Origin of the sequence: Herbaspirillum sp. LeCh32-8, assembly GCF_017814915.1 — a bacterium.
Taxonomy (GTDB): Bacteria; Pseudomonadota; Gammaproteobacteria; order Burkholderiales; family Burkholderiaceae_D; genus Herbaspirillum.
The window spans coordinates 79,985-105,773 of sequence record NZ_JAGIPZ010000003.1 but is presented as its reverse complement, the minus strand read 5'-3'; the positions used below and the strand labels follow the sequence as shown (position 1 = coordinate 105,773).

30 protein-coding genes are annotated in these 25,789 nt (G+C 66.0%); 17 read left to right on the top strand and 13 right to left on the bottom strand.

Annotated elements, in window-relative coordinates:
- Positions 1–2 precede the first annotated feature (2 nt).
- The 4 genes from J8I26_RS08195 (at position 3) to J8I26_RS08180 (ending at position 3,723) form a co-directional block, all read left to right on the top strand.
- Entirely contained in the window at positions 3–1,055 is a 1,053-nt protein-coding gene (locus J8I26_RS08195) for an iron ABC transporter permease (RefSeq protein WP_209605993.1), read from the top strand.
- Positions 1,048–1,881: an ABC transporter ATP-binding protein gene (locus J8I26_RS08190; protein ID WP_209605991.1), complete on the top strand. Its 834-nt coding sequence runs from the start codon at positions 1,048–1,050 to the stop codon at positions 1,879–1,881. Before J8I26_RS08195 ends, J8I26_RS08190 begins: the two co-directional genes overlap by 8 nt.
- A 109-nt stretch (positions 1,882–1,990) precedes the next feature.
- Entirely contained in the window at positions 1,991–2,371 is a 381-nt protein-coding gene (locus tag J8I26_RS08185; RefSeq protein ID WP_245200233.1) for a plastocyanin/azurin family copper-binding protein, read from the top strand.
- 53 nt (positions 2,372–2,424) lie between these two features.
- A complete protein-coding gene (locus J8I26_RS08180) occupies positions 2,425–3,723 on the top strand; it encodes an OprD family outer membrane porin (RefSeq protein ID WP_348635301.1) in 1,299 nt (432 codons plus the stop codon).
- 54 nt (positions 3,724–3,777) lie between these two features.
- Here J8I26_RS08180 and J8I26_RS08175 read toward each other — a convergent pair whose 3' ends face one another.
- Positions 3,778–4,356: a disulfide bond formation protein B gene (locus J8I26_RS08175; RefSeq protein WP_209605985.1), complete on the bottom strand. Its 579-nt coding sequence runs from the start codon at positions 4,354–4,356 to the stop codon at positions 3,778–3,780.
- Between the two features lie 10 nt (positions 4,357–4,366).
- Positions 4,367–4,525 (bottom strand): DUF5993 family protein, encoded by a 159-nt coding sequence (locus tag J8I26_RS08170; protein ID WP_209605983.1) that lies wholly within the window; start codon positions 4,523–4,525, stop codon positions 4,367–4,369.
- A gap of 222 nt (positions 4,526–4,747) precedes the next feature.
- Between J8I26_RS08170 and J8I26_RS08165 the strand changes: the two genes are divergently transcribed.
- Positions 4,748–5,713, top strand: a complete 966-nt coding sequence (locus J8I26_RS08165) for a 3-hydroxyacyl-CoA dehydrogenase NAD-binding domain-containing protein (RefSeq protein ID WP_209605981.1) — start codon at positions 4,748–4,750, stop codon at positions 5,711–5,713.
- A gap of 886 nt (positions 5,714–6,599) precedes the next feature.
- Here J8I26_RS08165 and J8I26_RS08160 read toward each other — a convergent pair.
- Complete coding sequence (locus J8I26_RS08160; protein WP_209605979.1) at positions 6,600–7,505, bottom strand: LysR family transcriptional regulator; 906 nt, start codon at positions 7,503–7,505, stop codon at positions 6,600–6,602.
- A gap of 169 nt (positions 7,506–7,674) precedes the next feature.
- On the opposite strand from J8I26_RS08160, the gene J8I26_RS08155 reads away from it, so the two are divergent.
- The 3 genes from J8I26_RS08155 (at position 7,675) to J8I26_RS08145 (ending at position 9,723) form a co-directional block, all read left to right on the top strand.
- Entirely contained in the window at positions 7,675–8,127 is a 453-nt protein-coding gene (locus tag J8I26_RS08155) for a PACE efflux transporter (protein WP_209605977.1), read from the top strand.
- 188 nt (positions 8,128–8,315) lie between these two features.
- On the top strand, positions 8,316–8,816 hold the full coding sequence (locus tag J8I26_RS08150; RefSeq protein ID WP_209605975.1) for a spore coat U domain-containing protein: 501 nt from the start codon (positions 8,316–8,318) through the stop codon (positions 8,814–8,816).
- 295 nt (positions 8,817–9,111) lie between these two features.
- A complete protein-coding gene (locus tag J8I26_RS08145; RefSeq protein ID WP_209605973.1) occupies positions 9,112–9,723 on the top strand; it encodes a superoxide dismutase in 612 nt (203 codons plus the stop codon).
- A gap of 72 nt (positions 9,724–9,795) precedes the next feature.
- Here J8I26_RS08145 and J8I26_RS08140 read toward each other — a convergent pair whose 3' ends face one another.
- On the bottom strand, positions 9,796–11,325 hold the full coding sequence (locus J8I26_RS08140) for a PLP-dependent aminotransferase family protein (RefSeq protein WP_209605972.1): 1,530 nt from the start codon (positions 11,323–11,325) through the stop codon (positions 9,796–9,798).
- A gap of 119 nt (positions 11,326–11,444) precedes the next feature.
- Here J8I26_RS08140 and J8I26_RS08135 point away from each other — a divergent pair, with 119 nt between their 5' ends.
- Together J8I26_RS08135 and J8I26_RS08130 are read left to right on the top strand one after the other, a co-directional pair.
- Positions 11,445–12,083, top strand: coding sequence for an FMN-binding negative transcriptional regulator (locus tag J8I26_RS08135; protein ID WP_209605970.1), 639 nt, complete (start codon positions 11,445–11,447; stop codon positions 12,081–12,083).
- A 293-nt stretch (positions 12,084–12,376) separates the two neighbouring features.
- Positions 12,377–13,294: an AraC family transcriptional regulator gene (locus tag J8I26_RS08130; protein WP_209605967.1), complete on the top strand. Its 918-nt coding sequence runs from the start codon at positions 12,377–12,379 to the stop codon at positions 13,292–13,294.
- 30 nt (positions 13,295–13,324) lie between these two features.
- On the opposite strand, the gene J8I26_RS08125 is transcribed toward J8I26_RS08130, so the two are convergent.
- The 5 genes from J8I26_RS08125 to J8I26_RS08105 form a co-directional block, all read right to left on the bottom strand.
- Positions 13,325–14,650 carry an ATP-binding protein gene (locus J8I26_RS08125; protein WP_209605965.1) on the bottom strand — a complete coding sequence of 442 codons (1,326 nt, stop codon included), beginning with the start codon at positions 14,648–14,650 and terminating at the stop codon, positions 13,325–13,327.
- Positions 14,651–14,656: 6 nt separating this feature from the next.
- Positions 14,657–15,061, bottom strand: coding sequence for a response regulator (locus J8I26_RS08120; RefSeq protein ID WP_209605963.1), 405 nt, complete (start codon positions 15,059–15,061; stop codon positions 14,657–14,659).
- Positions 15,062–15,184: 123 nt separating this feature from the next.
- The gene (locus J8I26_RS08115) at positions 15,185–15,427 is read right to left on the bottom strand and encodes a DUF1427 family protein (protein WP_209605961.1); all 243 of its coding nucleotides are present in this window, start codon (positions 15,425–15,427) and stop codon (positions 15,185–15,187) included.
- 16 nt (positions 15,428–15,443) lie between these two features.
- Entirely contained in the window at positions 15,444–15,611 is a 168-nt protein-coding gene (locus J8I26_RS08110) for a DUF1427 family protein (RefSeq protein WP_209605959.1), read from the bottom strand.
- A 95-nt stretch (positions 15,612–15,706) separates the two neighbouring features.
- Complete coding sequence (locus J8I26_RS08105; protein ID WP_209605957.1) at positions 15,707–16,396, bottom strand: hydrolase; 690 nt, start codon at positions 16,394–16,396, stop codon at positions 15,707–15,709.
- 236 nt (positions 16,397–16,632) lie between these two features.
- On the opposite strand from J8I26_RS08105, the gene J8I26_RS08100 reads away from it, so the two are divergent.
- The 5 genes from J8I26_RS08100 (at position 16,633) to J8I26_RS08080 (ending at position 21,582) form a co-directional block, all read left to right on the top strand.
- Positions 16,633–18,510, top strand: coding sequence for an amidohydrolase (locus tag J8I26_RS08100; protein WP_209605955.1), 1,878 nt, complete (start codon positions 16,633–16,635; stop codon positions 18,508–18,510).
- Between the two features lie 2 nt (positions 18,511–18,512).
- Positions 18,513–18,929 carry a DoxX family protein gene (locus J8I26_RS08095; protein WP_209605952.1) on the top strand — a complete coding sequence of 139 codons (417 nt, stop codon included), beginning with the start codon at positions 18,513–18,515 and terminating at the stop codon, positions 18,927–18,929.
- A 144-nt stretch (positions 18,930–19,073) separates the two neighbouring features.
- A complete protein-coding gene (locus tag J8I26_RS08090) occupies positions 19,074–19,895 on the top strand; it encodes an alpha/beta hydrolase (protein WP_209605950.1) in 822 nt (273 codons plus the stop codon).
- Between the two features lie 11 nt (positions 19,896–19,906).
- A complete protein-coding gene (locus J8I26_RS08085; RefSeq protein WP_245200221.1) occupies positions 19,907–20,434 on the top strand; it encodes a DNA starvation/stationary phase protection protein in 528 nt (175 codons plus the stop codon).
- Positions 20,435–20,700: 266 nt separating this feature from the next.
- Positions 20,701–21,582, top strand: coding sequence for an AraC family transcriptional regulator (locus J8I26_RS08080; protein WP_245200220.1), 882 nt, complete (start codon positions 20,701–20,703; stop codon positions 21,580–21,582).
- A gap of 18 nt (positions 21,583–21,600) precedes the next feature.
- Here the strand turns inward: J8I26_RS08080 and J8I26_RS08075 are convergent, their stop codons facing one another.
- Together J8I26_RS08075 and J8I26_RS08070 are read right to left on the bottom strand one after the other, a co-directional pair.
- A complete protein-coding gene (locus J8I26_RS08075; protein ID WP_209605946.1) occupies positions 21,601–21,999 on the bottom strand; it encodes a hypothetical protein in 399 nt (132 codons plus the stop codon).
- 26 nt (positions 22,000–22,025) lie between these two features.
- Positions 22,026–22,646 carry a response regulator gene (locus J8I26_RS08070; protein WP_209605945.1) on the bottom strand — a complete coding sequence of 207 codons (621 nt, stop codon included), beginning with the start codon at positions 22,644–22,646 and terminating at the stop codon, positions 22,026–22,028.
- 350 nt (positions 22,647–22,996) lie between these two features.
- Between J8I26_RS08070 and J8I26_RS08065 the strand changes: the two genes are divergently transcribed.
- Together J8I26_RS08065 and J8I26_RS08060 are read left to right on the top strand one after the other, a co-directional pair.
- Positions 22,997–23,692 (top strand): YoaK family protein, encoded by a 696-nt coding sequence (locus tag J8I26_RS08065; RefSeq protein ID WP_209605943.1) that lies wholly within the window; start codon positions 22,997–22,999, stop codon positions 23,690–23,692.
- On the top strand, positions 23,689–24,267 hold the full coding sequence (locus tag J8I26_RS08060) for a TMEM175 family protein (protein WP_209605941.1): 579 nt from the start codon (positions 23,689–23,691) through the stop codon (positions 24,265–24,267). Before J8I26_RS08065 ends, J8I26_RS08060 begins: the two co-directional genes overlap by 4 nt.
- A gap of 6 nt (positions 24,268–24,273) precedes the next feature.
- Here the strand turns inward: J8I26_RS08060 and J8I26_RS08055 are convergent, their stop codons facing one another.
- Both J8I26_RS08055 and J8I26_RS08050 read right to left on the bottom strand, forming a co-directional pair.
- On the bottom strand, positions 24,274–25,107 hold the full coding sequence (locus tag J8I26_RS08055) for an SDR family NAD(P)-dependent oxidoreductase (RefSeq protein WP_209605939.1): 834 nt from the start codon (positions 25,105–25,107) through the stop codon (positions 24,274–24,276).
- Positions 25,108–25,212: 105 nt separating this feature from the next.
- Entirely contained in the window at positions 25,213–25,449 is a 237-nt protein-coding gene (locus tag J8I26_RS08050; RefSeq protein WP_209605937.1) for a hypothetical protein, read from the bottom strand.
- Positions 25,450–25,789 lie beyond the last annotated feature (340 nt).

Here is a 25,789-nt window from a genome sequence, read left to right as displayed (position 1 = left end):
CCATGCAGGCCTCCGATCTCTACCGCGCCGCCGGATCATCCTACCGGCAGCGCCAGCGGCGGCACGGCTGGCTGCTGCTCGCCGGCGCCGCGCTCTGTCTTTGCTTGCTGGTGCTCGACATCGCCACCGGCCCGTCGGCCATTGGCTTGGCGGAGGTGGTTCACACCCTGCTGCAGCCGGAGGCCGGCGACAGCGCCACCCGCACCATCGTGATGAGCATGCGCTTGCCGGTGGCGCTCATGGCGCTGGCCGTCGGCGCAGCGCTGGGACTGGGCGGCGCCGAGATGCAGACGCTGCTGAACAATCCCCTGGCCAGTCCTTACACCCTCGGCCTGGCCGCCGCCGCCGGTTTTGGCGCTGCCTTGACACTGTACTTCGACGGCTTCGGCCTGCCGGTGCTGATCGCGGTGCCGCTGGGCGGATTCCTGTTCTGCATGCTGGCCGCGTCGCTGCTGTTCGCGCTGGCCTTTGTGCCGCGCGCCGGCGCGCATGTGCTGGTACTGGCCGGGATATCGTTGCTCTTCCTGTTCCAGGCCATGCTGTCGCTGCTGCAATTCATCTCGTCGCCGGAGCTGAGCCAGCAGATCACCTTCTGGCTGTTCGGCAGCCTGTTGCGCAGCACCTGGCACAGCCTTGCCTGCCTGGCGGCGGTGCTGCTGGCATGCGGCACCCTGTTGCTGCGCGACGCCTGGAAGCTGACCGCGCTGAATCTGGGCGAGGAGCGCGCCGCCAGCCTGGGCGTGGACGTGCGCCGGCTGCGCCTGAAGACGCTGTCGCTGGTGTCGCTGCTGACTGCCACGGCGATCGGTTTCGTCGGCGTGATCGGCTTCATCGGCCTGGTGTCGCCGCACATTGCGCGCATGCTGGTGGGCGCCGACCAGCGCTTCTTCCTCCCCTTGTCCATGCTATGCGGCGCCGCGCTGCTGTCGGCGGCATCGGTGTTGTCCAAGATCCTGCTGCCGGGCGCGATCTTCCCGATCGGTATCGTCACGGCGCTGGTCGGCGTGCCATTCTTTTTCGCGCTGATCATCAACGGCGTGCGCAGACATGCTTGAGATCGACGACGTTCGTGTCAGCAGGGGCAACACCTGCATCCTGGATGGCATCACGCTGCGGCCGCGCGCCGGCAACCTGTGCGCCGTTATCGGCCCCAACGGTTCGGGCAAATCCACCTTGCTGAAGACGATTGCCGGGCAATGCCGGCCGGACTCGGGAAGCATCCGTTTCGGCGCCGGGCGATACGAGCGCGACGAGGCCGCGCAAGCGGGCGAACGGGTTTCCTTCATGCCGCAGGACATCCGCCTCGACCTTGACCTGAGCGCCGTCGAGCTGGCGCTGCTGGGACGCCTGCCCGATCTGCGCGCACGCGTCGACGATGCGCTCCTGCAGCAGGCCTTGAGCGTGCTCGACACGGTCGGGCTGCTGCCGTTGGCCAACCGCAGCATTGCCCGCATGAGCGGAGGGCAGCGCCAGATGGCGCTGTTCGCGCAGCTGCTCATGCGCAGCTGCGCGGTGCTGCTGCTGGACGAGCCGGTCAGCGCGCTCGATGTACGGCATCAGGTCATGCTGCTCGACGTGCTTCACCGTGAGACGCGGTGTCGGCAATGCACCACGCTGGTCGTGCTGCACGACCTCAACCTGGCAGTCCAGTACGCCGACGACATCGTGGTCATCGACCGCGGCCGCGTCACCGCTCAGGGCAAGGCGCACGAGGTGATGACGGCGGCGTTCCTGGAGCGAACCTACGGCATCCGCACCGATGTCGTGGCCGGCAGCGACGGGCTGCCGCGCATCACCCCCTTGCGCGGCGCTGCACCGGCCGCGCCGCTTCCTTGGCCGGCGTGCCCGTCGCAGAACCCGCCGCCGGCCGACCACCCTTGACCCGCTTTTTCTCATGACACCAATCATCCGTATCGTCACATCCATGCTGACTAGCGGGGCATGCTTATGCCCCGTGGCATCGGCGCACGCCGCAGAGCACGTCGTGCAGATGCTGGACCAGCACGCCGGATCGACCATGCTGTTCGAGCCTGCCTACCTGAAGGTGGCGCCGGGCGACAGCGTCACCTTCCGGCCCGTCAACCGGTCCCACTACGTCAAGGCGATCGCCGCGCCGACCGGCGCACACAAGTTCTCCAGCGCGGAGGACGAGCCGCTGACGGTGAAGCTGGAGCAGCCCGGCCTCTATGTCTACGTCTGTCCGCCGCACCTGATGATGGCCATGATCGGCGCGATCCAGGTGGGGGAGGGGGAGTCCGTCAAGCCGCAGGTTCCTGCGGCCGTGAAGTCGGTGCGTGAGCTGCGCTCCCGCATGTTGAGCAACGGGCAGCGCGCCGAGGCATTGGTGAGCAAGATGGAGGAGATCCGATGACGCCGGGCAAGCGAAAATACCGGTGCCCGCGCGCGTGCCGAGGATTGTTCCATGTGCTGTTATTGGCCGCTGTCTGCGCCGACGCGCCGGCAGCCGGCCAGCAGGACGCGCGGGGATTGTTCGAGGACGCGCATCTGCAGATGCAGAACCGTCTCGTCTATGAGCAACTCGATTATCGCAACGGCAGCAGCTTTCGCGCCGCCAACGGCCAGCGCGGCAAGACGCGCGCGGTCGAGTCTGCCTACGGCCTGATGTTCGGTCTGCAGTCGGGTTACACGCCGGGCGTGCTCGGCGTGGGGCTGGACGCGCACGCCTACGGCGCCGTCAATCTCGGCACCGATGCCGGCAACGCGCGCTATTCGCCGCGCTACCTGGCCAAGGACGAGCAGGCCATCCGCGATACCTTCGGCCGCGCCGGCGCGGCGTTGAAGCTGCGGGTGTCGGCCACCGAATTCAAGTGGGGCGAGCTGCGCACCAGCAATCCCATCTTCCATTCGTCCGACACGCGCCTGCTGCCCGAGACCAATCGCGGCTGGCTGCTCACCAGCACCGACGTGCCGACGCTGGCCCTGCAGGGCGGCCGCTTCACCGCCTGGGCAGACCGCAACAGCGTGAAGAACGGCAACGCGTTGTTCGCCAATTATTCCGGCAAGACTGCGGGGGCATTCAGCTTCGCCGGCGGTGCGTGGACTGCGCCGCTGCCAGGGCTGTCGCTCTCCGCCTATCTGGGACAGCTGGAGGACAACTGGAACACCCTGTACCTGGGCGGCTTCTACAAGCACGTCCTGGCCGACAAGCGGGCCCTGTCGTTCAACCTTAATCGCTACCAGAGCATCGACGCCGGCCAGGCCCGTTCAGGCAAGCTCAACACCACTGCCTGGAGCCTGATGACGTCCTATATCCTCGGTGCGCACAAGTTCGGGCTGGGCTACCAGAAGATCGACGGCGACAACCCCTTCGACTACGTCAACCGCGGCTCGATCTGGCTGGACAACGCCATGCAGCTGTCGGACTTCAACGCGCCCGGCGAGGCGTCCTGGCAACTGCGCTATGACGCCGACCTGAGTGCGCTGGTGGCGCCGGGCCTGAAGGCAGGACTGGGCTACGTCCGCGGGTCCGGCATCGACTATCGTCGCATGAACGGCATCTACGCCGGCAACCTCGGCTACAAGGGCAGCGGCGGGCGTCACTGGGAGCGCGACCTGATACTTGCTTACACGGTGCAGGAGGGAAAGGCCAAGGGACTGGTCGTGCAGTTGCGCTACAGCACGCACCGGGCCAACAAGGCGCAGGGAGAGCCGAACGTCGATCAGGTGCGCTTGCTGGTGGAGATGCCGGTCAGTCTGTTCTGACGCGGCGCAGGATGTCGCAGCGTGTGAATAAAGAGGAGGCTCGCCTCCTCTTTTTTATTTGCCCAGCAGCAGGTAGCCGGTGGGATTGTCTTCGCAGGCGCCGGCGCCGCATTCGAGCACGGTCGAGGCCAGGTTGCCGGCCACCAGCAGGATGAAGAGGATGCAGGCCAGCTTGCCGCCGGCTGATTTCCAGGCGCCGCTGCTGGCGGGCGGCTCCCAGCTCTTGAGCATCAACAGCAGTGCGATGCCGGCCACCGCCGCCAGCGAGGACAGTGCCGCCAGCGTGTAGAAATGCAAGCCCATGAAGGTGGAGCCGTAGCCGGCGTCGCCCGGGGCGATGTGCAGCAGCACCTGGCGCAACGCGATGACGCCGGTGGCCAGCGCGCCGGCCAGGGCCACGCCGTAGTGCGCCGCGCGCACGCCGAAGCGCACGTTCATCATCAGGCCAATGCCGGTCAGGATCAGGCCGGCGCGTTGCAGCAGGCAGAGCGGACAGGGCAGTTCGTTCTTCTCCAGCTGATAGTAGAAAGCGACCCCGAGCGCGGCGCACACCGCCAGCAGCGCCAGCACGTTGAGGACGTTGCCGGCCGACCTGTCGCGGTCGCGCAGCGAGGAGAGGTGGGAAGGATTCATGGCATCCCCGTCAGAAGGAAAGCTTGAGGGCGTCGGTCGCGTGGAAGCTGAAGCACCACAGCGTCACCGCCAGCGTACCCAGCCACATCGCGTAGCTGAACGTCTTCCAGCCGAGGGCGATGCCGAGGACGGCAAGCAGCGCCAGCAGGAACGGTAGATACATGAACATGGGAAATGCCTTTGTCTTGATCCGGATCCGCATTGGCGGTTTTGTTTGTGCGCGATGATAGCCTAAAGCTGATGCTAAGCTGCCGGGATTTCGGGGAAAGCATCGATTTTCAGGCGCCAGCCGAAACATTCCTTGTCGTCGCGGCAAGTCGCCGCCGACATCGACATAACGGGATGACAATAATCCCGGCGATCGGGAAGATTCAAAAAAGAGGAGAGACCCATGCAGCAACAGCAAGCCGGCATCGCCGGCAACGAAATCAAACGTATTGCCGTGGTCGGCACCGGCGTCATCGGCGCCAGCTGGGTGGCCTACTACCTGGCGCGCGGGCTGGACGTATCGGCCACCGACCCCATGCCGGACGCCGAGCGCAAGCTGCGCGACGCGGTGGCGCGCCATTGGCCCAGCCTGGAAACGCTGGGCCTGGCGCCGGGCGCATCGATGCAGCGCCTGCGCTTTTTCGACAAGCTGGAAGACGCGCTGGACGGGGCCGATTTCGTGCAGGAAAACGGCCCCGAGCGCGAAGACCTGAAGATCGATTTGTTCCAGCGCATGGACGCCGCGTTGCCGGCCCATGTGATCCTGGCGTCGAGCTCGTCCGGCCTGCTGATGAGCAAGGTGCAGGCAGCCTGCCGTCATCCGCAGCGCGTGGTGCTGGGCCATCCGTTCAACCCGCCGCACCTGATCCCGCTGGTGGAAGTGATCGGCGGGCAACTCACCTCCGACGCTGCGGTGCAGGCGGCGCTGGCGTTCTACACCGCGGTGGGCAAGAAGGCCATCCACGTGCGCAAGGAGGTGAAGGGGCATATCGCCAATCGCCTGCAGGCGGCGCTGTGGCGAGAGGCGTTCCACCTGGTCGAGCAGGGCGTGGCCAGCACCGAGGATATCGACACCGCGATCGCCTACGGCCCTGGCCTGCGCTGGGCGCTGATGGGGCCTTATCTGAACCTGCACCTGGCCGGCGGCGAGGGCGGGGCGCGCCACGCGCTGGACCATCTGGGGCCGCCGATCGAGAGCTGGTGGGCGGATCTGGGGACGCCGGCCATTACCGAGTCGTTGAAGGAGTTGATCCGGGAGGGGGTGGACGGGCAGATGGAGGGGAAGACGTCTGCGGAGTTGGCGGCGGAGAGGGATCGTTTGTTGGTGGAGTTGCTGGTAGCCAAGGCTGGGGCGAAGGTGATTCCTTGATTCTGGCGGCTGGTGCTGCTGTTTGTGGTTGATTGATGTGCAGGCGCGCGCTTGCATTTAATCCGTCGTCCCTGCGAAGGCAGGGACCCAGCGTCGTTCGTTGCGTTTCTTCGGTGCTGGCATCCATTACCCAAGTAGCATCAAGCTTCATCAGCCATCGCCAAGGCAGTCTCGTTCTCGATTGAATCCGTCGTCCCTGCGAAAGCAGGGACCCAGTGTCGTTTGTTGCGCTTCACTGGCGCTTGTTGTGTCGCGCTTGGGTAGTCTGGTCTTGCTGCTTGTTGGTGCTCTGGCTTTGTGCTTTTCTTTCTCCGGTCGGAACGGAGCGCCGGGTGCGGCCCGGCAGCCGCTCACTTTCTTTGCTCCGCCAAAGAAAGTAAGCAAAGAAAGGCGGCCCCTAAGTGCCAGCCCCTGCGGGGTTCCCGTCGGAGCGCGCTGAAAAATGGGCAAGGCAAAGTCGCTACGCTCCGGTTGCCTTGCTGATCCATTTTTCACCACACCCCGCCGGCTGGCCCACAAGGGGAAATGCCATCCGCCTCGCCTGCGGCATCGGGATGGCGCTCGCCTTCGGCATCGCCTCTGCTCATCCTCGCCTTCGGCCTCGTGTGCTCGCTGCTCGCCTGCGGCTTCGAATTGTTGGCTCGCTATCTGATGTAATCCGTCGTCCCTGCGAAAGCAGGGACCTAGTGTCGTCCGTCGCACGCTACCGAAGAGCGGTCAGAACGCCGGCCATCGCATCTCCCACATCGAACCACAGCCTCGCCATCCCAATTAACCCGTCATCCCGGCGCAGGCCGGGATCCAGTGTCGTTCGTCGCACGTCACCGAAGGTCATCCGCAGCCGGAACGACAAAGCCGCATGCCGATGCGTTCCATAACGCAAGCGCTACTTCCCCTTCCTCCTGCTCGGCGCCATCTCCCGCATCAAGGCGATGAAGCGTTGCGCGCCCAGGCCCAAAGGCCGGTCCTTGCTCCACACTACGTCCACCCACAGGCGCTGCTGGTTGCTGATGTTGTCGAAGTCGATGGCGACCAGCAGGCCGGCGTCGATTTGCGGTTGCACCAGGCTGTGCGGCAGGTAGGCCCAGCCCAGGCCTTCACGCACCATCGAGAGCGTGGCGAGGTGGTTGTCGGTGCGCCAGATCTGGCGGGCGAGGAAGAAGCGCGGGTCGGAGATGCTGGCGTCGCGGCTGGCGACGGCGATCTGGCGGATGTCGTACAGGTCTTCGTAGCGCAGCTTACGTTTTTTGGCCTTCAGCGCCGGGTGCTGCGGCGAGATCACCGCGACCAGCATTTCGCTGCTGAATTCCTGAAAGGCTTCGCGGTCGTTGCCGGCGTGGCGTTCGAACACCAGCGCCAGCTGCGCGCAGTCTTCGTAGAGCATGCGCATGGCGTCGGCCTGCGGCGAGGAGAGTACTTCCACTTCCAGCGAAGGGAATTCCTCGGCCAGTACCGCCAGCGGTTTGGCCCAGGGCACCGACAGCAGTTCAGGCGCCACCGCCAGCGTCAGCTTGCGCTCCAGGCCCTGGTGCATGGCCAGCGCGTGGGCGTCGAGTTGGCGCAAGGTGCTGGCCAGCAGGCGCGCGTCCGGTTCCAGCGCGCGCGCCATGTCGGTGGGACGGGCGTCGCGCGCGGTGCGGTCGAACAACATCAGGTCCAGCTCGGCTTCCAGCTGGCTGATGGTCATGCTGACCGAGGACGGCACGCGGCCCAGCATGCGCGCGGCGGCGGAGAAGGAGCCGCCGTCGAGCACGGCGAGGAAGACCCGGACGTTGTCGCTGGAGAAAGCCATGTTGGTTTTTTGCTTATCTTTTGTTTATCTTTTGCTTATCAATAAAATTGAAAGAAGCTGACTTCTTCTTTCAAAAATTAAACCATAAAATTCTCCCCGTATCCAAGGCCTTCGCGCATTCCATTGGCGCCATCCCGCGCTGCGAGGCCGGCAATTCAGGAGAATCACCATGCAAGGTTTCAAACGCAAGTTCGTCTACGCCTGCCTGTTCGAGGCGCTGGCGATCGTCTTCACCACCTTCGGACTGGCCGTCATCGCCGGCCATGACAGCGCCCATTCGACCGCGGCGGCGGTGGCGTCGTCCACCATCGCCTTCGTCTGGAATTTCATCTTCAACGGCCTGTTCGAGCGCTGGGAAGCGCGCCAGGCCAAGCGCGGCCGCGGCTTCGCTCGCCGCGCGGCACACGCGCTGGGCTTTGAGGGCGGCCTGGTGCTGATGCTGGTGCCGCTGTTCGCCTGGTGGCTGGGCATCAGCCTGTGGGACGCCTTTGTGCTGGACCTGGGCCTGATCGTGTTCTTCATGGTCTATACCTACCTGTTCAACCTGCTGTTCGACCGTGTATTCGGCCTGCCCAGCTCGGCCATGCCCGCGCCCCAGGGCCAGCCGGCTCAGGCTGGCTGAGGCAGGGTTTCGGATCGGGTCCCTGTTGTCCTTCGGGAAATAGGGAATCCCCTGAGCCCATGGCCGAGGTTCTCAGGATCCCCCCGATACTTGGCGGATCAACAAAAAATTAAAGTGTCTCCATACCCGCTGCACACAGAAGTTCTCGCACACGGCGAGGACAGCGCAGGGACCCACTGGAGAGAAACATGTTTTTTGCCAAGAAAAATCGCTTCGTCTGCGCCAGCATCGCCGCCGTCGTCCTGGCTTCCAGCGCACCTGCTTCCTTCGCAGCAACTGCCACCAGCTCGCTGACCATCAGCGCCTCGGTGGTTGCTTCCTGCACCGTGCTGGGTTCGGCGATCGCCTTCGGCAACTACACGCAAACCGTGGTGAACCAGACCGGCAGCATCACCGTGCTGTGCACCAACGGCACCACCTACAATGTCGGCCTGGATGCAGGCACCGGCACCGGTTCCACCACCAGCAGCCGCAAGATGTCGGCTACCGGCGGCGGCACGTTGAACTACGCGCTGTACCGTGACTCGGCCCGCAGCAACAACTGGGGCTCGACCATCGGCACCGACACGCAAGCCGGCACCGGCAGCGGCCTGACCCAGACCCTGACGGTCTACGGCCAGATCCCGGCCTCGCAAACTCCGCTGGCCGGCGCTTACTCGGATACCGTTACCGTCACGCTGACCTACTAAGACCCAGCCTTCCGCGCCAAAGCAAGAAAAGAAAAAGCCCGCCATTGCGGGCTTTTTTCATGCACAGGTCATGTGCCGCTCACGCAGCGAGCGCGACAAGAAATTTGCCCCTGCTACAGGCAGGGATAAGCCATCTCGATTTCCCTCTAGAATTGAATCTTTTCGTCTTGCGGGCATCTGCACGCAAGACCGGACGCCCCAGTCCACCGCCACCCAACCGGCAGCCTCCGAACGGTCCGCTCGCAACGCAGCAGCATGCGGCGGCCGCACATTCATCCCCCATCGGAGAAATGCCATGCCTTATACCTTGCCAGCCCTTCCTTATGCCTACGATGCGCTTGAGCCGCACATCGATGCGCAGACCATGGAAATCCACTACAGCAAGCACCACCAGACCTACATCAACAATCTCAACGCCGCGGTGGCCGGCACCGAATGGGAAAAGCTGCCGGTCGAACAACTGGTCGCGCGCGTGAAGGACGTGCCCGACAATATCCGCGCCGCCGTGATCAACCAGGGGGGCGGCCACGCCAACCACGCGCTATTCTGGACCGTGATGGCGCCCACCGGCGGCGGCAAGCCCGAGGGCAAGCTGGCCGCCGCCATCGACAGCGAGCTGGGGGGCTTCGACGCCTTCAAGGAAGCCTTCACCAAAGCCGCGGTGTCGCGCTTCGGCAGCGGCTGGGCCTGGCTCTCGGTGACGCCGCAAAAGAAACTGGTGGTGGAAAGCAGCGGCAACCAGGACAGTCCGCTGATGAACGGCAACACCCCCATCCTCGGCCTGGACGTGTGGGAGCACGCCTACTACCTGCGCTACCAGAACCGCCGCCCGGAATACATCGGCGCCTTCTACAACGTGGTGAACTGGCCGGAAGTCGCGCGCCGTTACGCCGCCGCCCTCGGTTGAGCACGGCCGACGCATGAGCGTCATGCCCCTGCGCTGACGCAACCAGATGCCGGCATTGTCGCCGGCGACGCTTCACCTCCGGGACGTCTTGCGACGACCCGGACCGATTTCCTCCGATACGGCGCGGATCACTTGCGCCAGCTTGCGCGCCGCCGCCTCCATCTGCTCGCCGCTGAATCCGCCAAAGCCCAGCACCAACCCCGGTCGCGCACTGCCCGGCGCGTACATCGGCGACACCGCGCGCACCGCTACGCCGGCGGTCGCAGCGCGTTGCGCTACCTCGATGTCATCCAACTTTTCGTTCAGCCATAGCAGCAGGTGCATGCCCTGGTCGCTGGCTTGCAGCCAGGCAAGATCGGCCGGCAGCAGGCGCGTGAGCGTATGCATCAGCTGGCGCCGGTGCTCGGCGTAGATGCCGCGCACGCGCCGGATGTGGCGATCCAGATGGCCCTCCTGCATGAAGGCGGCCAGCGCGTGCTGGTCGGCGCCGGGCGGGCTGCGGTCCATCAACACGCGCGCGCCGATAAAGGCCGGCACCAGCGCCGGCGGCGCAATCAGGTAGCCCAGCCGCAGCGAAGGGTAAAGCACCTTGCTGAAGGTGCCGAGGTAGACCACGCGCTGCGCATCCAGGCCCTGCAACGAGGGAAACGGGTGGCCGGCATAGCGCAGCTCGCTGTCGTAGTCGTCTTCCACGATCCATGCGCCGGCCTGGCGTGCCCAGTCCAGCAGCGCGTTGCGCCGGGCCATGCTCAGCGGCATGCCCAGCGGATATTGATGCGAGGGCGTGACGAAGGCGACCCGCGCATCCGGCGCCAGCCGTATGCCGGCGGCCACGTCCAGGCCTTCCTCGTCGACCGGCACGCGCACGATGGCCGCGCGCGCGCCGTGTTCCAGGATGGAGGTGATGCCGGAGTAGGCCGGATTCTCGACCCAGGCGCGTTCGCCCGCCCCCAGCAACACCTGGCAGCACAAATAGAGACCCTGCTGGGTGCCGCTGGTGACGATCACCTGCTGCGCCTCGCAATGCACCGAGCGCGAGCGCCGCACATAGTCGGCGATGGCTTGGCGCAGCGGCAGCGCTCCCTGCGGATCGCCATAACCGGACGGCGCACCCAGGCCGCGCGTGCGCAGGCGGTTGCCCAGGCGTCGCCATGCGTCGCCGGGGACGGTCGCACCCAGCGGCACCGAGATCGCGAAGGGCACGTGCGGCAGCGCGCTGAATTGCTGCGCCACACGGGCAAAGGCGGCGGCCGGCGGCGGCAGGTCGGGCGCCGCCGTTGCGCGTGTACGCGGGTTCTTGCGCACGGCATTCTGTGGCGGCGCCTCACCCTGCGCGGCCGCAGCCACACGGGTGCCGGCGCCGGGGCGTGATTCGAGGAAACCCTCTGCCACCAGCTGCTCGAAGGCTTCCACCACGGTGCCGCGCGCCAGTTGCAGCGACTGCGCCAGCAGGCGCGTCGAGGGCAGCGCCTCGCCCGGGCGCAGCTCGCCGCGATGGATCGCCTCGCGCAGGGTCTGCGCCAACTGGCGGCCCAGCGCGCCGGCGGCGCGGTCCAGCGTACCCAGCACGGGCAGGTCGATGGCATTGGCTTTCCTGGGCATGATTCCGGTCCACTCAGATATGTTGAAACTGGATCTGCATATTAAGCCAGTTTGGCGGCACAATTCTCCCATCGCCTCCCATCGCCCACGCCATCCAGTTCATTGACCACACAGCCGCCATGTACATTCCCGCCCATTTCGACGAACCCGACTCCGCCGTGCTGCACGGCATGATCGCCGCCCATCCGTTCGGCGTGCTGGTCACGCACGGCGCCGACGGCCTCGACGCCAACCACCTCCCGTTCCATCTCGACCCCGCGCAGGGTCGCCTGGGCACCTTGCATGCCCATGTGGCGCGCGCCAATCCGCTGTGGCGTCAGCTGGCCGACGGCGACGCCGTGCTGGCGGTGTTCTCGGCCGGCGACGCCTATGTCTCGCCGAGCTGGTATCCCAGCAAGCATGAGGCCCATCGCCAGGTGCCGACCTGGAACTACATGGTGGCGCATGCCCACGGCCGCGTCGTGGTGCGGGACGACGAGCGTTATGTGCGCGGTGTGGTGGCGCGGCTGACGCGCACGCATGAAGCGGGCGAAGAAGCGCCGTGGAAAATGACCGACGCGCCGGCCGATTTCACCGACACGCTGCTCAAGGCCATCGTCGGCATCGAGATCGAGATCACGCGCCTGGAAGGCAAGCGCAAGCTCTCCCAGAACAAGGAGGTGCGCGACATCCGCGGCGCCGGCCAAACCTTGCTGGCGCGCGGGCATTCCGCGGTGGGTGAGGCCATGCTGGGCGAGGCGGACCGCAAGGAGCAATAACCACGGACCGCAGGGGGTAACGACAAGGCGCAATGGCGTATTGATGACCCGCCATCGATCCAGCAAAACGGCGTCCCGGCGGCGCCGTTTTTTTGTCCGTATGACGTGGGAACGTGGGAGTTTCACCCCGCAACAAAAATTGTGCCGCGCACAAATTCTGCAGTATCTGTAAAATCGGAAAAATCAAAAAAACGCGCCGACGGGCGCTCACGCGAGTGGCGAGATCGGAAGCCGGTTTTGCCGCACCGCTTCAAAGCTGACGAGTATTCCTGTCTCCAATGAGGTCCCTGTCCATGTTTGCTTCGACTTCCTTTGCCGACTCTTCCGCAGCGCCGGCCGGCGTCGACTCGCTCGGCTGCCTGCATCACCAGCTGCACCAGAGCCAGGAACTGCTGCGTCCCGACCTCAGCTTTTACCGCAAGCGGGTGGACGACAGCGGCGTCTCGCAGGTGCGCACCGATGCCTCCGACCGCGGTTTCCTGCTGGGCATCTCGATGTCGCAGCAGCACCGACGCAGTATCTTTCGCGGACGGCGCGGCGCGCAGCATGACTTTGCGCGCGGCGGGATTTACATCCGCGATTTCTCCGAGGACTACCGCGCCGACATCCACGGCGCCTTCGATTTCATGCTGGTGGAGTTGCCGCCGCGCTTTTTCGAGTACGCCGCCGACCATGCCGGCGTGCAGCGCGTGAGCGGCCTGGCCACCGTCACCGGTCAGCACGACCCGGTGCTGGAGCACCTGGCGCATGCGCTGGCGCCGGCGCTGGCGCGACCCGATCAGGCCAGCATGCTGTTCGTCGATCAACTCGGCATCGCGCTGGGCACCCACCTGCTGCAACGCTACGGCGGCGCGCGCACCGTGCCCACGGTGCGCAGCACCGGGCTGTCGCGCATGCACGAGGAGCGCGCCAAGCAGATGTTGCTGGAGAAGGTGAAGGGCAACGTCTCGATTCCCGAGATCGCGCGCGAGTGCAATATGTCGGCCAGTTATTTCCTGCGCGCCTTCAAGGAAACCACCGGCCAGACTCCGCACCAGTGGCTGATGACGCAGCGCGTGCAGCGCGCCCGCGAATTCCTGCGCGACACCGAGCTGCCGCTGGCGGAAGTTGCGGTGGCTTGCAACTTCTACGACCAGAGCCATTTCTGCCGCGTGTTTGCCCAGGTGGTGGGCACCTCGCCGGGCAGCTGGCGTCGCAACAGCCGCAACTGAGTCGCGCCCTGCCGCGCAAAGGAAGACGCCTCAGGGCACGCGCGGCAGATTGAAGCGAAAGACCGTGCCGCAGGGCTCGGCCGGCCCTACCTTGATGCGGCCACGGTGATGCTCGATGATCGAGCGGCAGATCGCCAATCCCATTCCCATGCCGTCATCCTTGGTGGTGTAGAAGGCATCGAACACGCGCGGCATGGCGTCGGGCGCGATGCCTTCGCCATTGTCCTGCACCGCTACCTCAATACGCTGTTCATCGATCGCGGCCGAACTCACGCTGAGCAAGCGTTGCGTCCCCTCCGGCTGCCCGGCGGCCGCCATCGCCTCGATGGCGTTGACCACCAGGTTCAGCAGCACCTGCTGCAGCTGCACCATGTCGCCCAGCACGCAGGCTTCGCCCGGGGCCAGGCTCAGGTGCAGCGTCACGTCGCGTCGTTCCAGCTCACTTTTCGAGATGGCCAGGATGTGTCGGATCGCCGCATTCAGGTTCACCCGCTCGAACACCGGCTCGGTATTGCGCGTCAGTCCGCGCAGGCCGGAGATCATGCCGCCGGCGCGCTGGCCTTCGGCCACAATGTCGCGCAGGCCGGCGCGCGCGTTCTCCAGGTTGGGCGGATTGCGGTCCAGCCAGCGCAGGCTGGCGCCGGCGTTGGAGACGATCGACATCAGCGGCTGGTTGACCTCGTGCGCGATGGACGCCGTCAGCTGGCCCACGGTGTTGGCGCGCGAGACGCGTTCCAGGTCGGCCTGCGCCAGGCGCATGGAAAACTCGGCCTGGCGTCGCACGGTGATGTCGGTGGCGGTGCCCACGTATTCGACGAAACTGCCATCCACCCACACCGGCTTGCCGATGCCGGAGATGAACCGCACCTCACCGTTGTCGCGCCGGCAGATGCGATGCTCCACGCGGATTGTGCCGCCCATGGCGACGGCGGCGTTGACGGTATCGATCACTTCCTGACGGTCGTCCGGATGCATCAGGGCGGCGAACTCGTCGTAGGTGATGCAATTGCGCCCGGCTTCCAGTCCATAGATGCGGCACAGCTCGTCGGAGCAGAACATCAGGTCCTCGCGCACCAGGTAGCGCATGCTGCCGGTGTGGTTGAAGCGTTCGCCCTGCTTGAGCAATTCCTGGCTGGTGCGCAGCGCCCGTTCGGCGCTGGCCAGTTGCTCGTTCTCGCGGCGCAGCGCGGCGTAGGCGGCGTCGATGCGCGTCAGCGCGGCTTGCGCGTCACTGCCGGCCAGCGCCGCCAGCGTACGCATGGCGTCGGCGAAGTCGGCGTCGCGGTTTGAAAGGGGGGCGGCGGGAGCGGGGGCGAAGGGCAAGGCGGTCTTCCTGATGGCGGGCGTCAGGCGCATTGTGCACTATCCCGGCGCGGCGATGATCGCGCGCAGCTGCGCCAGCAGGGTATCGGCATCGAAGGGTTTGAACAGCAAGGCCGCCGCCCCCAGTTCGCTCGCGCGTTGCCGCTGCAGCGCATTGTCCCGGGCCGACATCAGGATCACCGGCAATTCCGGTCGCAATTGCGCCAGTTGTTCAGCCAGATCGAAGCCGCTCATGCATGTCAGGTCGAGGTCCACGATCGCGCAGGAGGCGGCCGGCAGGCAATCGCTGCGCAGGAATTGCTCGCCGGCGGCGAAGCTGCAGCTGCGATAACCGGCCGAATCCAGCAGGTTGCACAAGGCGGTGCGTACGCCCTGGTTGTCGTCGATCACCGCTACCGGCCAATCTCCGGCGGGCGGCGTCGACATGGTCTCCCCATCGCTCATCCGCGCAAATCCTCGGTTGTGCGTCTCACCGGCGCGGCTCTGGCGGCCGCATCATGGCAAGCGCTATTAGTGTGGCGAGATGCGACGGCGGCTTTGCTGGCGCCGTCGCACGGAAAATTGCGCTTACTGCTGGTCCGGCGGCGGCGTGCCGGTGATCTTGGGCACGCATTCGTTGCGGAACCACGAGGCCGTCAACGGTTCGCCGGCCAGCTTGCGGCGCAGGATCGGCACCAGCTGTTCGCCGATCAGCATGCCCAGCAGGCCCAGCAGCGCGATGATGGGCGGCGCCGGCGACTGCACCTGCAAGGCGTAATAGATGACGCCGGCAATGGCGCCCATCAACAGGGAAATCAGGTAGGGCTTCATGGTGTATTCCTCGGTGTCAGCCGGCCGCCAGGTGGCTCAGCACGGGGATCAGGCGTTCGCCGATCACCATGCCCAACAGGCCGATCAGGGCGATGCCCGGCGGCGCCGGCGAGCGCACTTTGAAGAAGGCGTAGAACACGCCGATCAGGATGCCGGCGCAAAGCGAGATGAGATAGCTGGTCATGTCAGGTAGCCGAAGTGGCGATCAGGGCCTGCGCCCGGAAATGCGCGGCACGGCCGCCCTGCATCGGGCGCGGCCGTGCCGACGTACGAGTCGGCTTACTTGGCAGGCACCGGCGCCAGGGTCTTCTGGTTGCCGTGCGGACGCTGTTCGGCCTTGTGCACCATGGTGTAGGCGTAGTCCACGCCCATGCCGTAGGCGCCCGAGTGCTCGCGCACGATGTCCATGACGGCGTTGTAGGTGCCCTTGCGCGCCCAGTCGCGTTGCCATTCCAGCATCACCTGCTGCCAGGTCACCGGAATCACGCCGGCCTGGATCATGCGCTGCATGGCGTAGTCGTGGGCTTCCTTGGAGGTGCCGCCGGAGGCGTCGGCCACCATGTAGATTTCATAGTCGCCTTCAGCCATGGCGCACAGCGCGAAGCTGTTGTTGCAGACTTCGGTCCACAGGCCGGCGACCACGATCTTCTTCTTGCCGGTGGCGGCCAGTGCGTCGCGTACCTTCTGGTCATCCCAGGAGTTCATCGAGGTGCGTTCCAGGATGTTGTGCTCGGGGAAGACCGACAGCAGTTCCGGATAGGTGTAGCCGGAGAAGCCTTCGGTTTCGACGGTGGTGATCACGGTCGGGATGTTGAACACCTTGGCTGCCTTGGCCAGGGCCACGGTGTTGTTCTTCAGGACCTGGCGGTCGATGGATTGCACGCCGAAGGCCATCTGCGGCTGATGGTCGATGATGATCAGCTGGCAATTGTCGGGGGTGAGGACGTCGAGTTTGGTGTTGGTGGTCATGATCGGATCCGTAGAGGTGAGGAGGTGGGATGGCCGCCGGGCGGAGCAGCGGCTGCCGGAGGCGATCATAGGCAAGCGGGGTGGGCGCTGCCATTATCCGTTCGTATAGCTGGACGCCCGCGCGGCGTTTTTGCACACTCCCATTAACTTCAGATCCGTGCGGGATCGCCTGCCATGTTCCATGCGCCGGCGTCGATGTGCGGACACCCGCCATCACCCATTAGCACGGAGCCAACATGACGACTGCAGCAAGCACGACGCCTGACCTGATCCTGATCAACGGCAAGATTCACACCGTGGACAAGCAAAACCCCATCGCCGACGCAGTTGCCATCGGCGGCGGCAAGTTCATCGAGGTGGGCGACGCCGCCTCGGTGATGCGCCTCAAGCAAGCCGATACCAAAGTGATCGACCTGGGCGGGCGCACCGTCATCCCCGGGCTGAACGACTCGCACCTGCACCTGATCCGCGGCGGCCTGAACTACAACCTCGAGCTGCGTTGGGAGGGCGTGCCCTCGCTGGCCGACGCGCTGCGCATGCTCAAGGACCAGGCTGCGCGCACCCCGCATCCGCAATGGGTGCGCGTGGTCGGCGGCTGGACCGAATTCCAGTTTGCCGAAAAGCGCCTGCCCACGCTGGAGGAACTCAACGCCGCCGCGCCCGACACCCCGGTGTTCGTGCTGCACCTGTATGACCGCGCATTGCTGAACCGCGCCGCGCTGGCCGCCGTCGGCTACACCAAGGACACGCCCAACCCGCCCGGCGGCGAGATCGTGCGCGACGCGTCCGGCAACCCGACCGGCATGCTGATTGCGCGTCCCAACGCCATGATCCTGTACGCCACGCTGGCCAAGGGCCCGACCCTGCCGCTGGCGTACCAGGTCAACTCCACCCGCCAGTTCATGCGCGAGCTCAACCGCCTGGGCGTGACCAGCGCGATCGACGCCGGCGGCGGCTTCCAGAACTACCCCGAGGATTATCAGATCATCAACAAGCTGGCCGAAGAGAACCAGCTGACCATCCGCATCGCCTACAACCTGTTTACGCAGAACAAGGGCGGCGAGCTGGCCGACTTCCAGAAGTGGACCGACATGGTCAAGCCGGGCGACGGCAACGACTTCTTCCGCCACAACGGCGCCGGCGAGATGCTGGTGTTCTCGGCCGCCGACTTCGAGGACTTCCTGGAGCCGCGCCCCGACCTCGCCGCCGGCATGGAAGATGAACTGGAGCGCGTGGTGCGCCACCTGGTGTCGAACCGCTGGCCGTTCCGCCTGCATGCCACCTACGACGAGTCGATCTCGCGCATGCTGGACGTGTTCGAGAAGGTCAACCGCGACATCCCCTTCGACGGCCTGCACTGGATGTTCGACCACGCCGAGACCATCACCGAACGCAACATCGAGCGCGTGCGCGCGCTGGGCGGGGGCATCGCCATCCAGCACCGCATGGCCTTCCAGGGTGAATACTTCATCGACCGCTACGGCGTGGAAGCCGCCGAGCACACCCCGCCGGTGGCCAAGATGCTGGAGATGGGCGTGCCCGTCGGCGCCGGCACCGACGCCACCCGCGTGGCCAGCTACAACCCCTGGACTGCGCTGTACTGGCTGGTGTCGGGACGCACCGTGGGCGGCGCCAAGCTGTACGGCGCCGCCGGCCGCCTGCCGCGTGAGACCGCGCTGGAACTGTGGACCGCAGGCAGCGCCTGGTTCTCCAGCGAGCAAGACAAGAAGGGTCGCATCCAGGCCGGCCAGCTGGCCGACCTGGCCGTGCTGTCGGCCGACTTCTTCAGCGTGCACGAGGACGACATCAAGGCCATCGAATCGGTGATGACGGTGGTCGACGGCCGCGTGGTCTACGCCACCGGCGCCTTCTCCTCGCACGGCCCCGGCGAGATTCCGGTGCTACCCGACTGGTCGCCGGTGGCCAAGGTGCCGGGCCACTATCGCGCGGTTGCCAAGCAGTCGCAACAGAAGAAGGCCGCGCTGCCGCACGCCTGCGTCGGTTCCTGCGGCGTGCACGGCCATTCGCACGATGTCGCGCGCAAGTCCGACGTGCCGGTGTCCAACTTCGCCGGCTTCTGGGGCGCGCTGGGCTGCAGCTGCTTCGCGTTCTGATCATGGACGCGCGCAAACTCTCGCGGCTGCCGACGCCGCCATTGGATTTCGGCCTGCTGTTCCTGCGCATCGCCGGCAGCTTCATGCTGTTCTACGTGCACGGCCTGCCCAAGCTGCTGCACTACGCGCATGAGCTGACCGCAATCGAGGACCCGTTCGGCCTCGGCCCGGCGCTGTCGCTGTGGGCGGCGATCTTTGCCGAGGCGCTGTGCCCGCTGCTGATCGCGGCCGGCGTCTTCACCCGCCTGGCCTGCCTGCCCATCATCGGCGTGCTGCTGGTGGCGATGCTGGCGGTGCACCCCGACTGGAGCATCGCCGAGGGCCAGTTCGGCTGGCTGCTGCTGGTGATCTTCACCTCGATCGCACTGTGCGGCCCGGGCAACTGGCGCCTGGGCGCCGCGGCCCGCAACCAGGCCTGATCTTTTCCGCATGAAGCTTTGCACGCATCCGGCTGCACGCCGGGTGCGTGCATGTCTGCGTGCGCCGCTTTCTCCCCTTCGCCTGCCGCACGACGGCCGGCGAGTCCCCGCATCACCCAACCGCCACTTACAAGGAGCGCAAGCATGAGCACCATCACCACCCGCGACGGTACCGAAATCTATTACAAGGACTGGGGCAGCGGCCAACCGGTCGTGTTCGGCCACGGCTGGCCGCTGGACGGCGACATGTGGGAATACCAGATGAACTTCCTGGCCGAGCGCGGCTATCGCGTCATCGCCTATGACCGCCGCGGTTTCGGCCGCTCGGGCCAGCCCTGGAACGGTTACGACTACGACACCTTCGCCGACGACCTGCATGAGCTGATCGAAAAGCTGGACCTGCAAGACGCCGTGCTGGTCGGCTTCTCCATGGGCGGCGGCGATGTCGCGCGCTACATCGGCCGTCACGGCACCAAGCGCGTTGCCAAGGCGGCGCTGCTGGGCGCGGTCACCCCGATCTTCGGCAAGGCCGAGGGCCATGAGCAGGGCGTGCCCAAGGACGTGTTCGACGGCATCAAGGCAGGCCTGCGCGCCGACCGCGCGCAATTCCTGTCCGACTTCGCCACCGTCTTCTTCGGCACCAACCGTCCCCACCACAAGGTGTCGCCGGGCATCCTGGCGCAGACCTTCAACATCGCCATGCTGGCCTCGCTCAAGGGCACGCTGGACTGCGTGACCGCCTTCTCGGAAACCGACTTCCGCGAAGACATGAAGAAGTTCGACATCCCGACCCTGGTGATTCACGGCGACGACGACCAGGTGGTGCCGCTGGAAGTCACCGGCAAGCTGGCCGCGGCCATGGTGCCGGGCGCGCAGCTGAAGGTCTACGGCGGTGCGCCGCACGCGCTGTGCTTCACCCACAAGGACCAGCTCAACGAAGACCTGCTGGCCTTCCTCAAGGCATGAGCGGAGCCACCATGGATGCCACTCAACGCCAGCAAGTGGAGCAGCGCCGCATGGCGGCGCTGGCCACCCCCAGCCTGCTCAGCGAGCAAGCCAGCAAGGAAATCAGCGGCGGCCTCAACATGCTGCTGGCCGACGTCTTCGCGCTGTACCTGAAGACCAAGAACTTCCACTGGCACATGTCGGGCCCGCACTTCCGCGACTACCACCTGCTGCTGGACGACCAGGCCCAGCAGATCATCGCCATCACCGATGCGGTGGCCGAGCGGGTGCGCAAGATCGGCGGCACCACGCTGCGCTCCACCGGCCACATCGGCGAGCTGCAGCGCCTGTCCGACAACGACAGCGACTTCGTCACGCCGGCCGACATGCTGGCCGAGCTGCGCGAGGACAACCTGCGCCTGGTCGGCTTCATGCTGGCCACGCACGAACTGTGCGACGAGCACGGCGACGTCGCCACCGCCAGCCTGCTGGAAAACTGGATCGACGAAGCCGAGCAGCGCGCCTGGTTCCTGTTCGAATCCGGACGCGGGGTGGGCTGAGCGGCAACCACGCCGGATTCCGAGGTTCGTCGGGATGAACAGCAGAGCGATATGCGCCCAGGTGCGGCCGGATTGCTCAACTGAGTCATCCCGGCGCAGGCCGGGATCCGGCGGCGTTGGTTGCGCATAGCAGGGGTGTGCAAGACAACAGGAAGGCGTTTGCGGCAGAGACGGAAGTCTCGTATATTGCCGGCAGGGGATGGGTACGGCGTGGGCCGCATCCATCCCTTTTTTGCTTGCCTGGCAACTTTCGTCACCGGAGTCCGATGATGCCTAACGCCGCTTCTTCCCCGCCCGCCCTCGTTCCCGATCCCGTATCCGCCCCGCGCCGGCGCACGCTGTCGCAGGCCGGCATCGCGGTGGCGCGCAGCAGCATGGCGCAAGCCTTACCGGCGCCGCCGGTGATCGCGTTGCCCAGCGACGACGCGTTCTCGCTGATCGTGCAGCTGGAGGACTTTCGCCATCACAAACTGTGGCGCGGCAAACGCCTGCTGCACGCCGGCGCGCATCGCCGCGGCGAGATGGCCATCACCGACATGCGCGACGAGTGGCGTTGCCAACACCTGTCGGCCTTCGACAACCTGCGCTTTCATTTGCCGCGCGCTGCGCTGGAAGAGTTGAGTCGGGAAAACGGCACGCGCGTGGCGGCCTTGAAGCCGGTACAGGCCGTGCGCGATCCGGTGGTGTTCCACCTGGCGCAGGCCTTGTTGCCGGTGCTGGATGAGGGTAGCGCCGATCCCCTGTTTATCGACGCCGTGACGCTCGCGCTGCACACCCACCTGAGCGCACGCTACGCCGGGCAGGACTGCAAGCCGGCCGTCGGTCGCCTGGCCGGGTGGCAGGAGACGCGCGTGCGCGACTACATGCTGGCCAATCTGGCGCGTCGCCTGTCGCTGGCCGAAGTCGCCGCCCAGTGCGGCTTGTCGCGCGCCCATTTCGCGCGCGCGTTCAAGAACACCTTCGGCATGCCGGTGCACGCCTGGCTGCAGGTACAGCGAATTAGGCGCGCGCGTCGCCTGCTGGCGGCGCAGGACAAGAGCATGACCCAGGTGGCGCTGGAATGCGGCTTTGCCGACCAGAGCCATTTCAGCCGCGTCTTCAAGCGCGTGCTGGGCGTGACGCCGGCCGCGTGGCTGCGCGCGCAGTGAATTGAGGAGAGTTACGCTTTACGCCGCGGGGCGTTCCAGCTTGCCCAACGCGAGGCGCACCGCGCCGTGCTGGATGGTCAGCTCGGGCGAGTCGTGCAGCGCGCTCAGGTATTTCTCGCGGAATTCCGGCTGGCTGGCCGGCGCCGGGCCGATCAGCTTTTCCAGCGCGGACTTGAATGTCGTCAGCTCCTGGTCCGAAGGCACCGCTTCGTCGTCGAGCCGCTCGTCGATCTCCACCATGAATTCCGACAGGATGCGCAGCCAGGCGAAGTCCGGGTGGGTCGTCACCAGCTGCAGGTGATCGAAGGGCGTGCCGACCGCGCCGAAGACACGCGACTGGCAGTCGATCAGCAGTTTGTGCAGCTTGCGCAGGTCGGACGACAGTTGGCGCAGGTCGGCGCGGTTGGCATCGCTCATGAGAATTCCTTGTTCCGTTTCTTGCTTCAGCGTGTCCTGGCGCTGCTGATCTGCAGCCGCTCGGCGGCGCGCACCAGGTCGGCCAGGGTCTTGGTTTGCATCTTGTCCATCACGCGGCGTTTGTGCACCTTCACCGTGATCTCGCTGATGCCCAGCTCGGTGGCGATCTGCTTGTTGAGCAGGCCGCCGATGGCCAGCTCCAGCACCTCGCGCTCGCGCGGCGTCAGCGTTTCCAGGCGCAGTGTCGAGGCCGCCCGTTCGGTGCGCGCGGCAAGATGGCTGCCGGCGATGGTGAGCGCCTCTTCCACCGCTTCGAGCAGGCGGTCGCCGTGGATGGGTTTGGTCAGGAACTCGTGCGCGCCGGCCTTCATCGCCTGCACCGTGTCGGGTATGGTGCCATAGCCGGAGATGAAGATCACCGGGATGGCGTCGCCGCGCTGTTCCAGCCGGCGCACCACGTCAAAGCCGTCCGAGTCCGGCATCTTCATGTCCAGGATCAGGCAGCAGGGCGTGCCGGGCAGCCGCTGTTGCAAGAATTGCCCGGGCGAGGCGAAGCCCAGCGCTTGGTAGCCGGCCGACGCCAGCAGGCGCAGCAGCGCTTCCCTGACCATGCCGTCGTCGTCGACGACAAATACTGTTCTGTCCATGCTGGTATCCATCATGCTCGGTTGCAGGAATCATGGCCCTTGCGGGCGCGACCGTTGCGGCATGGCGGTGTCGCCGCCCGGCGACGCCGGGCCAGGCAGGCTGTGCGCTGCGGTCGGCAACATGATGTGCATTCGCACCGGTTTTGGATTGTATGAATGTGCTGTTTTTTGTACAAAACGCGCTCGCCTGGCACGCATGGCCGGCGCGCATGTCCAGGTGTTGGTCCGGGTACTTGTCGGACTGATAACGCGGGGTCCGCGGGTTTGACTTATCCACATGGGTAATGGGCATGCCGCGGCCGCGATGCTAAGGTGGGCGCCAATCGCATGCATCCCAGATAGTGAGTCCCATGAACGCAGCTCAACGCAACCGCCTCCAATCCTCCAGCCTGGCCTTCCTCGCCGGCTATGTCGACACCCTCGGCTTCATCGCCCTGTTCGGCCTCTTCACCGCCCACGTCACCGGCAACTTCATCCTGATCGGCGCGGCGTTGGCCGATAGTTCGCAGATGTCCATCCTGCTGAAGTTCCTGGCGTTCCCCGCCTTCGTCGTCGGCGTGGCCGGCGCGCGCCTGTTCATCGCGGCGATCCAGCGCCGCAACGGCCGCGCGCTGGGATGGTCGTTCCTGCTGCAGCTGCTGTTCCTGACCGGTTTCATGGCCTGCGGCATCGCCGCCGCGCCGGTGCAGTCGCCCACGTCGGGCTGGGTGATGGCCTCGGGCCTGTTGGGCACCGTCGCCATGGGCATTCACAGCGCCATCAGCCGACTGCTGCTGTCGCACCTGGCGCCCACCTCGCTGATGACCGGCAATGTGACCCAGGTGGTGATCGATACGGTGGACGTGCTGCGCGGCGGCGCCGACGGCGCCACCGCCGAGCGCTGCTTCAAGTTCCTGTGGCCGGTGCTGTCCTTCGGTATCGGCGCGATTGCCGCCGCCTTCGCTTACCACGCGTTCGGCTTCGCCGGCCTGCTGGTGCCGGTGGCGATGCTGGCGGTGATGGTGTGGATCGAACTGCGCCAGCCGCTGCCAGCGCCGGCGGCATGAACAAGTCCCGCCTGGAGGCCTTCAGCGACGGCGTGATCGCGGTCGCCATCACCATCATGGTGCTGGGCCTGCAGACGCCGGGCGGCGCCACGCTGGACGACCTGCTGGCGCTGATGCCGCAGCTGCTGAACTACGTGCTCAGCTTTGTCTACGTCGGCATCTACTGGGTCAACCATCACCACCTGCTGCAGGCGGCCACCCAGGTGGATCGCCGCGTGCTGTGGACCAACCTGCACCTGCTGTTCTGGCTGTCGCTGATTCCCTTCGTCACCGGCTGGATCGCCAGCCACCATCGCGACGCGGTGCCGGTGGCCTGTTACGGCCTGGTGCTGCTGATGTGTTCGCTGTCCTTCCTGCTGCTCAAGCGCGCGCTGCGTCACAGCGAAGAGGCGCATCCCTCGCTGGCGGCGGTCATCGGTCACGGCCGCAAGAACGCCATTTCCATCCTGCTCTACGCGCTGGCGATCCCACTGTCGTGGTGGAGCCCGCTGGGCGCCAACGCCATCTACGTGCTGCTGGCGGCGCTGTGGTTCCTGCCCGACCATCGCTTCGAACGGCTGGGCCGGTCCGCATGAGGCAGCTCATGCGCGGCGCGCCATGAGGTCGGTGTTCATCGACACCAGTTCCCAATCATTCAGTTCTTCCTGCATGTCGCCCAGCTTGCGGCGCACGTTGTCCAGCGCCGCACTGCCCAGCAGCAGGCGGCGAGGCGGACGGCGCGTGGCCGCCACCAGCAGCAGCGCATGGGCTGCCCGTTCCGGATCGCCCAGGTTGGCCGGGCCGCCGGCGCGGCGCGCGCCGGGTGTGTGGTAGTCGGCGATGCGGCGTCGCGCGCGACCGCCGCCGTCGGCCTGCAGGCGGCCCTCGCCGTCGGCGAAGCAACCCGGCGTCACCGCCGTGGCGTGAATGCCGAAGGCCGCGACCTCGCGCGCCAGCGCTTCGGTCATGCCCTCCAGCGCCGACCTGCTGCCGTGGTAGACGCCCGCGCCCAGCGCCTCTTCCTGGCAGGCCGCAGGCAGGATGTTGAAGATGCGCCCGGCGCGCCGCCCGCGCATGTAGGGCAGCACCGCCTGGATCACCGCGATGGCGCCGAATACGTTGGCCTCGAAGTGGGCGCGCATCTCATGCAGGGTGACTTCCTCGATCATGCCGCGATAACCGGCGCCGTCGTTGTTGACCACCACCGCGATGCCGCCGGTGAGCGCCTCGATCTCGTCCACCGTGGCGCGCACCGCGTCGCTGTCGGTCACGTCCAGCACATAGCACAGCGGCCGCGCGGCGAAGCGGGCCTCGTAGCTGCGGCGTTCTTCCTCGCTGCGCACGGCGGCGGCGACCGCATGCCCGCGCTCCAGCAATTCAGCGGTGAGTTCCAGCCCGAAGCTGCTGTGGGCGTTGGTGATCAGCCAGGTATCCATGTTGCTCTCCAGAAGGTTGGTGTGGCATGGCGGTGCTGTGTATGAGTGTGCTGCTTTGTGGGCCTCGGCGCATCTATACCAAGGTATGAGGACGTGTCGCCGCCGTCACAGGTTGCCGCGCGCGATGCGCTGCGCAGCGTAGTTGCGCGCCGCCTCGATCGCCTGCTCGCGGCTCATCGCGGGCACGCCGCCGTCGACGCGCTGGCGCTGCATCACGCAGATGCTCTGGTATGACGCCGAGCGCCCGCGGTAGATGGTGACGAACGGCATCCACGACGTATTGCTCAGGTTGCGAAAGGCTTCCAGCACGATCTCGTACTGGCCCATGACTTCGATATGCACGATGACATCCCCGCTAGGACTTGGTTGAACGCAAGCATAGAAAGCCCTGGCGCATCGCGCCATCCCACCATCGTCTGTGTTCCCCATACCTTGGTCTGATCTGTACCGCATCCTCCGGATCGCACGCAAAACTGTGCTCCTCGCATGCTGTGTACTGTGTGCGCCCCGACCGCACTGGCAAAAACCTAGACTTCGTTCCAGGATCCCGCACCACCGTCAAAGCCGAGCCGCCCGCACGGGCAGCTCACTTTCCACGGCGAAACGGGATGTCGCTATCAGAGGCTTCCACGCAGCCGTACCGTGACCCGCGCCACATCCCGTGGACGCGGCAGGGAAGCTT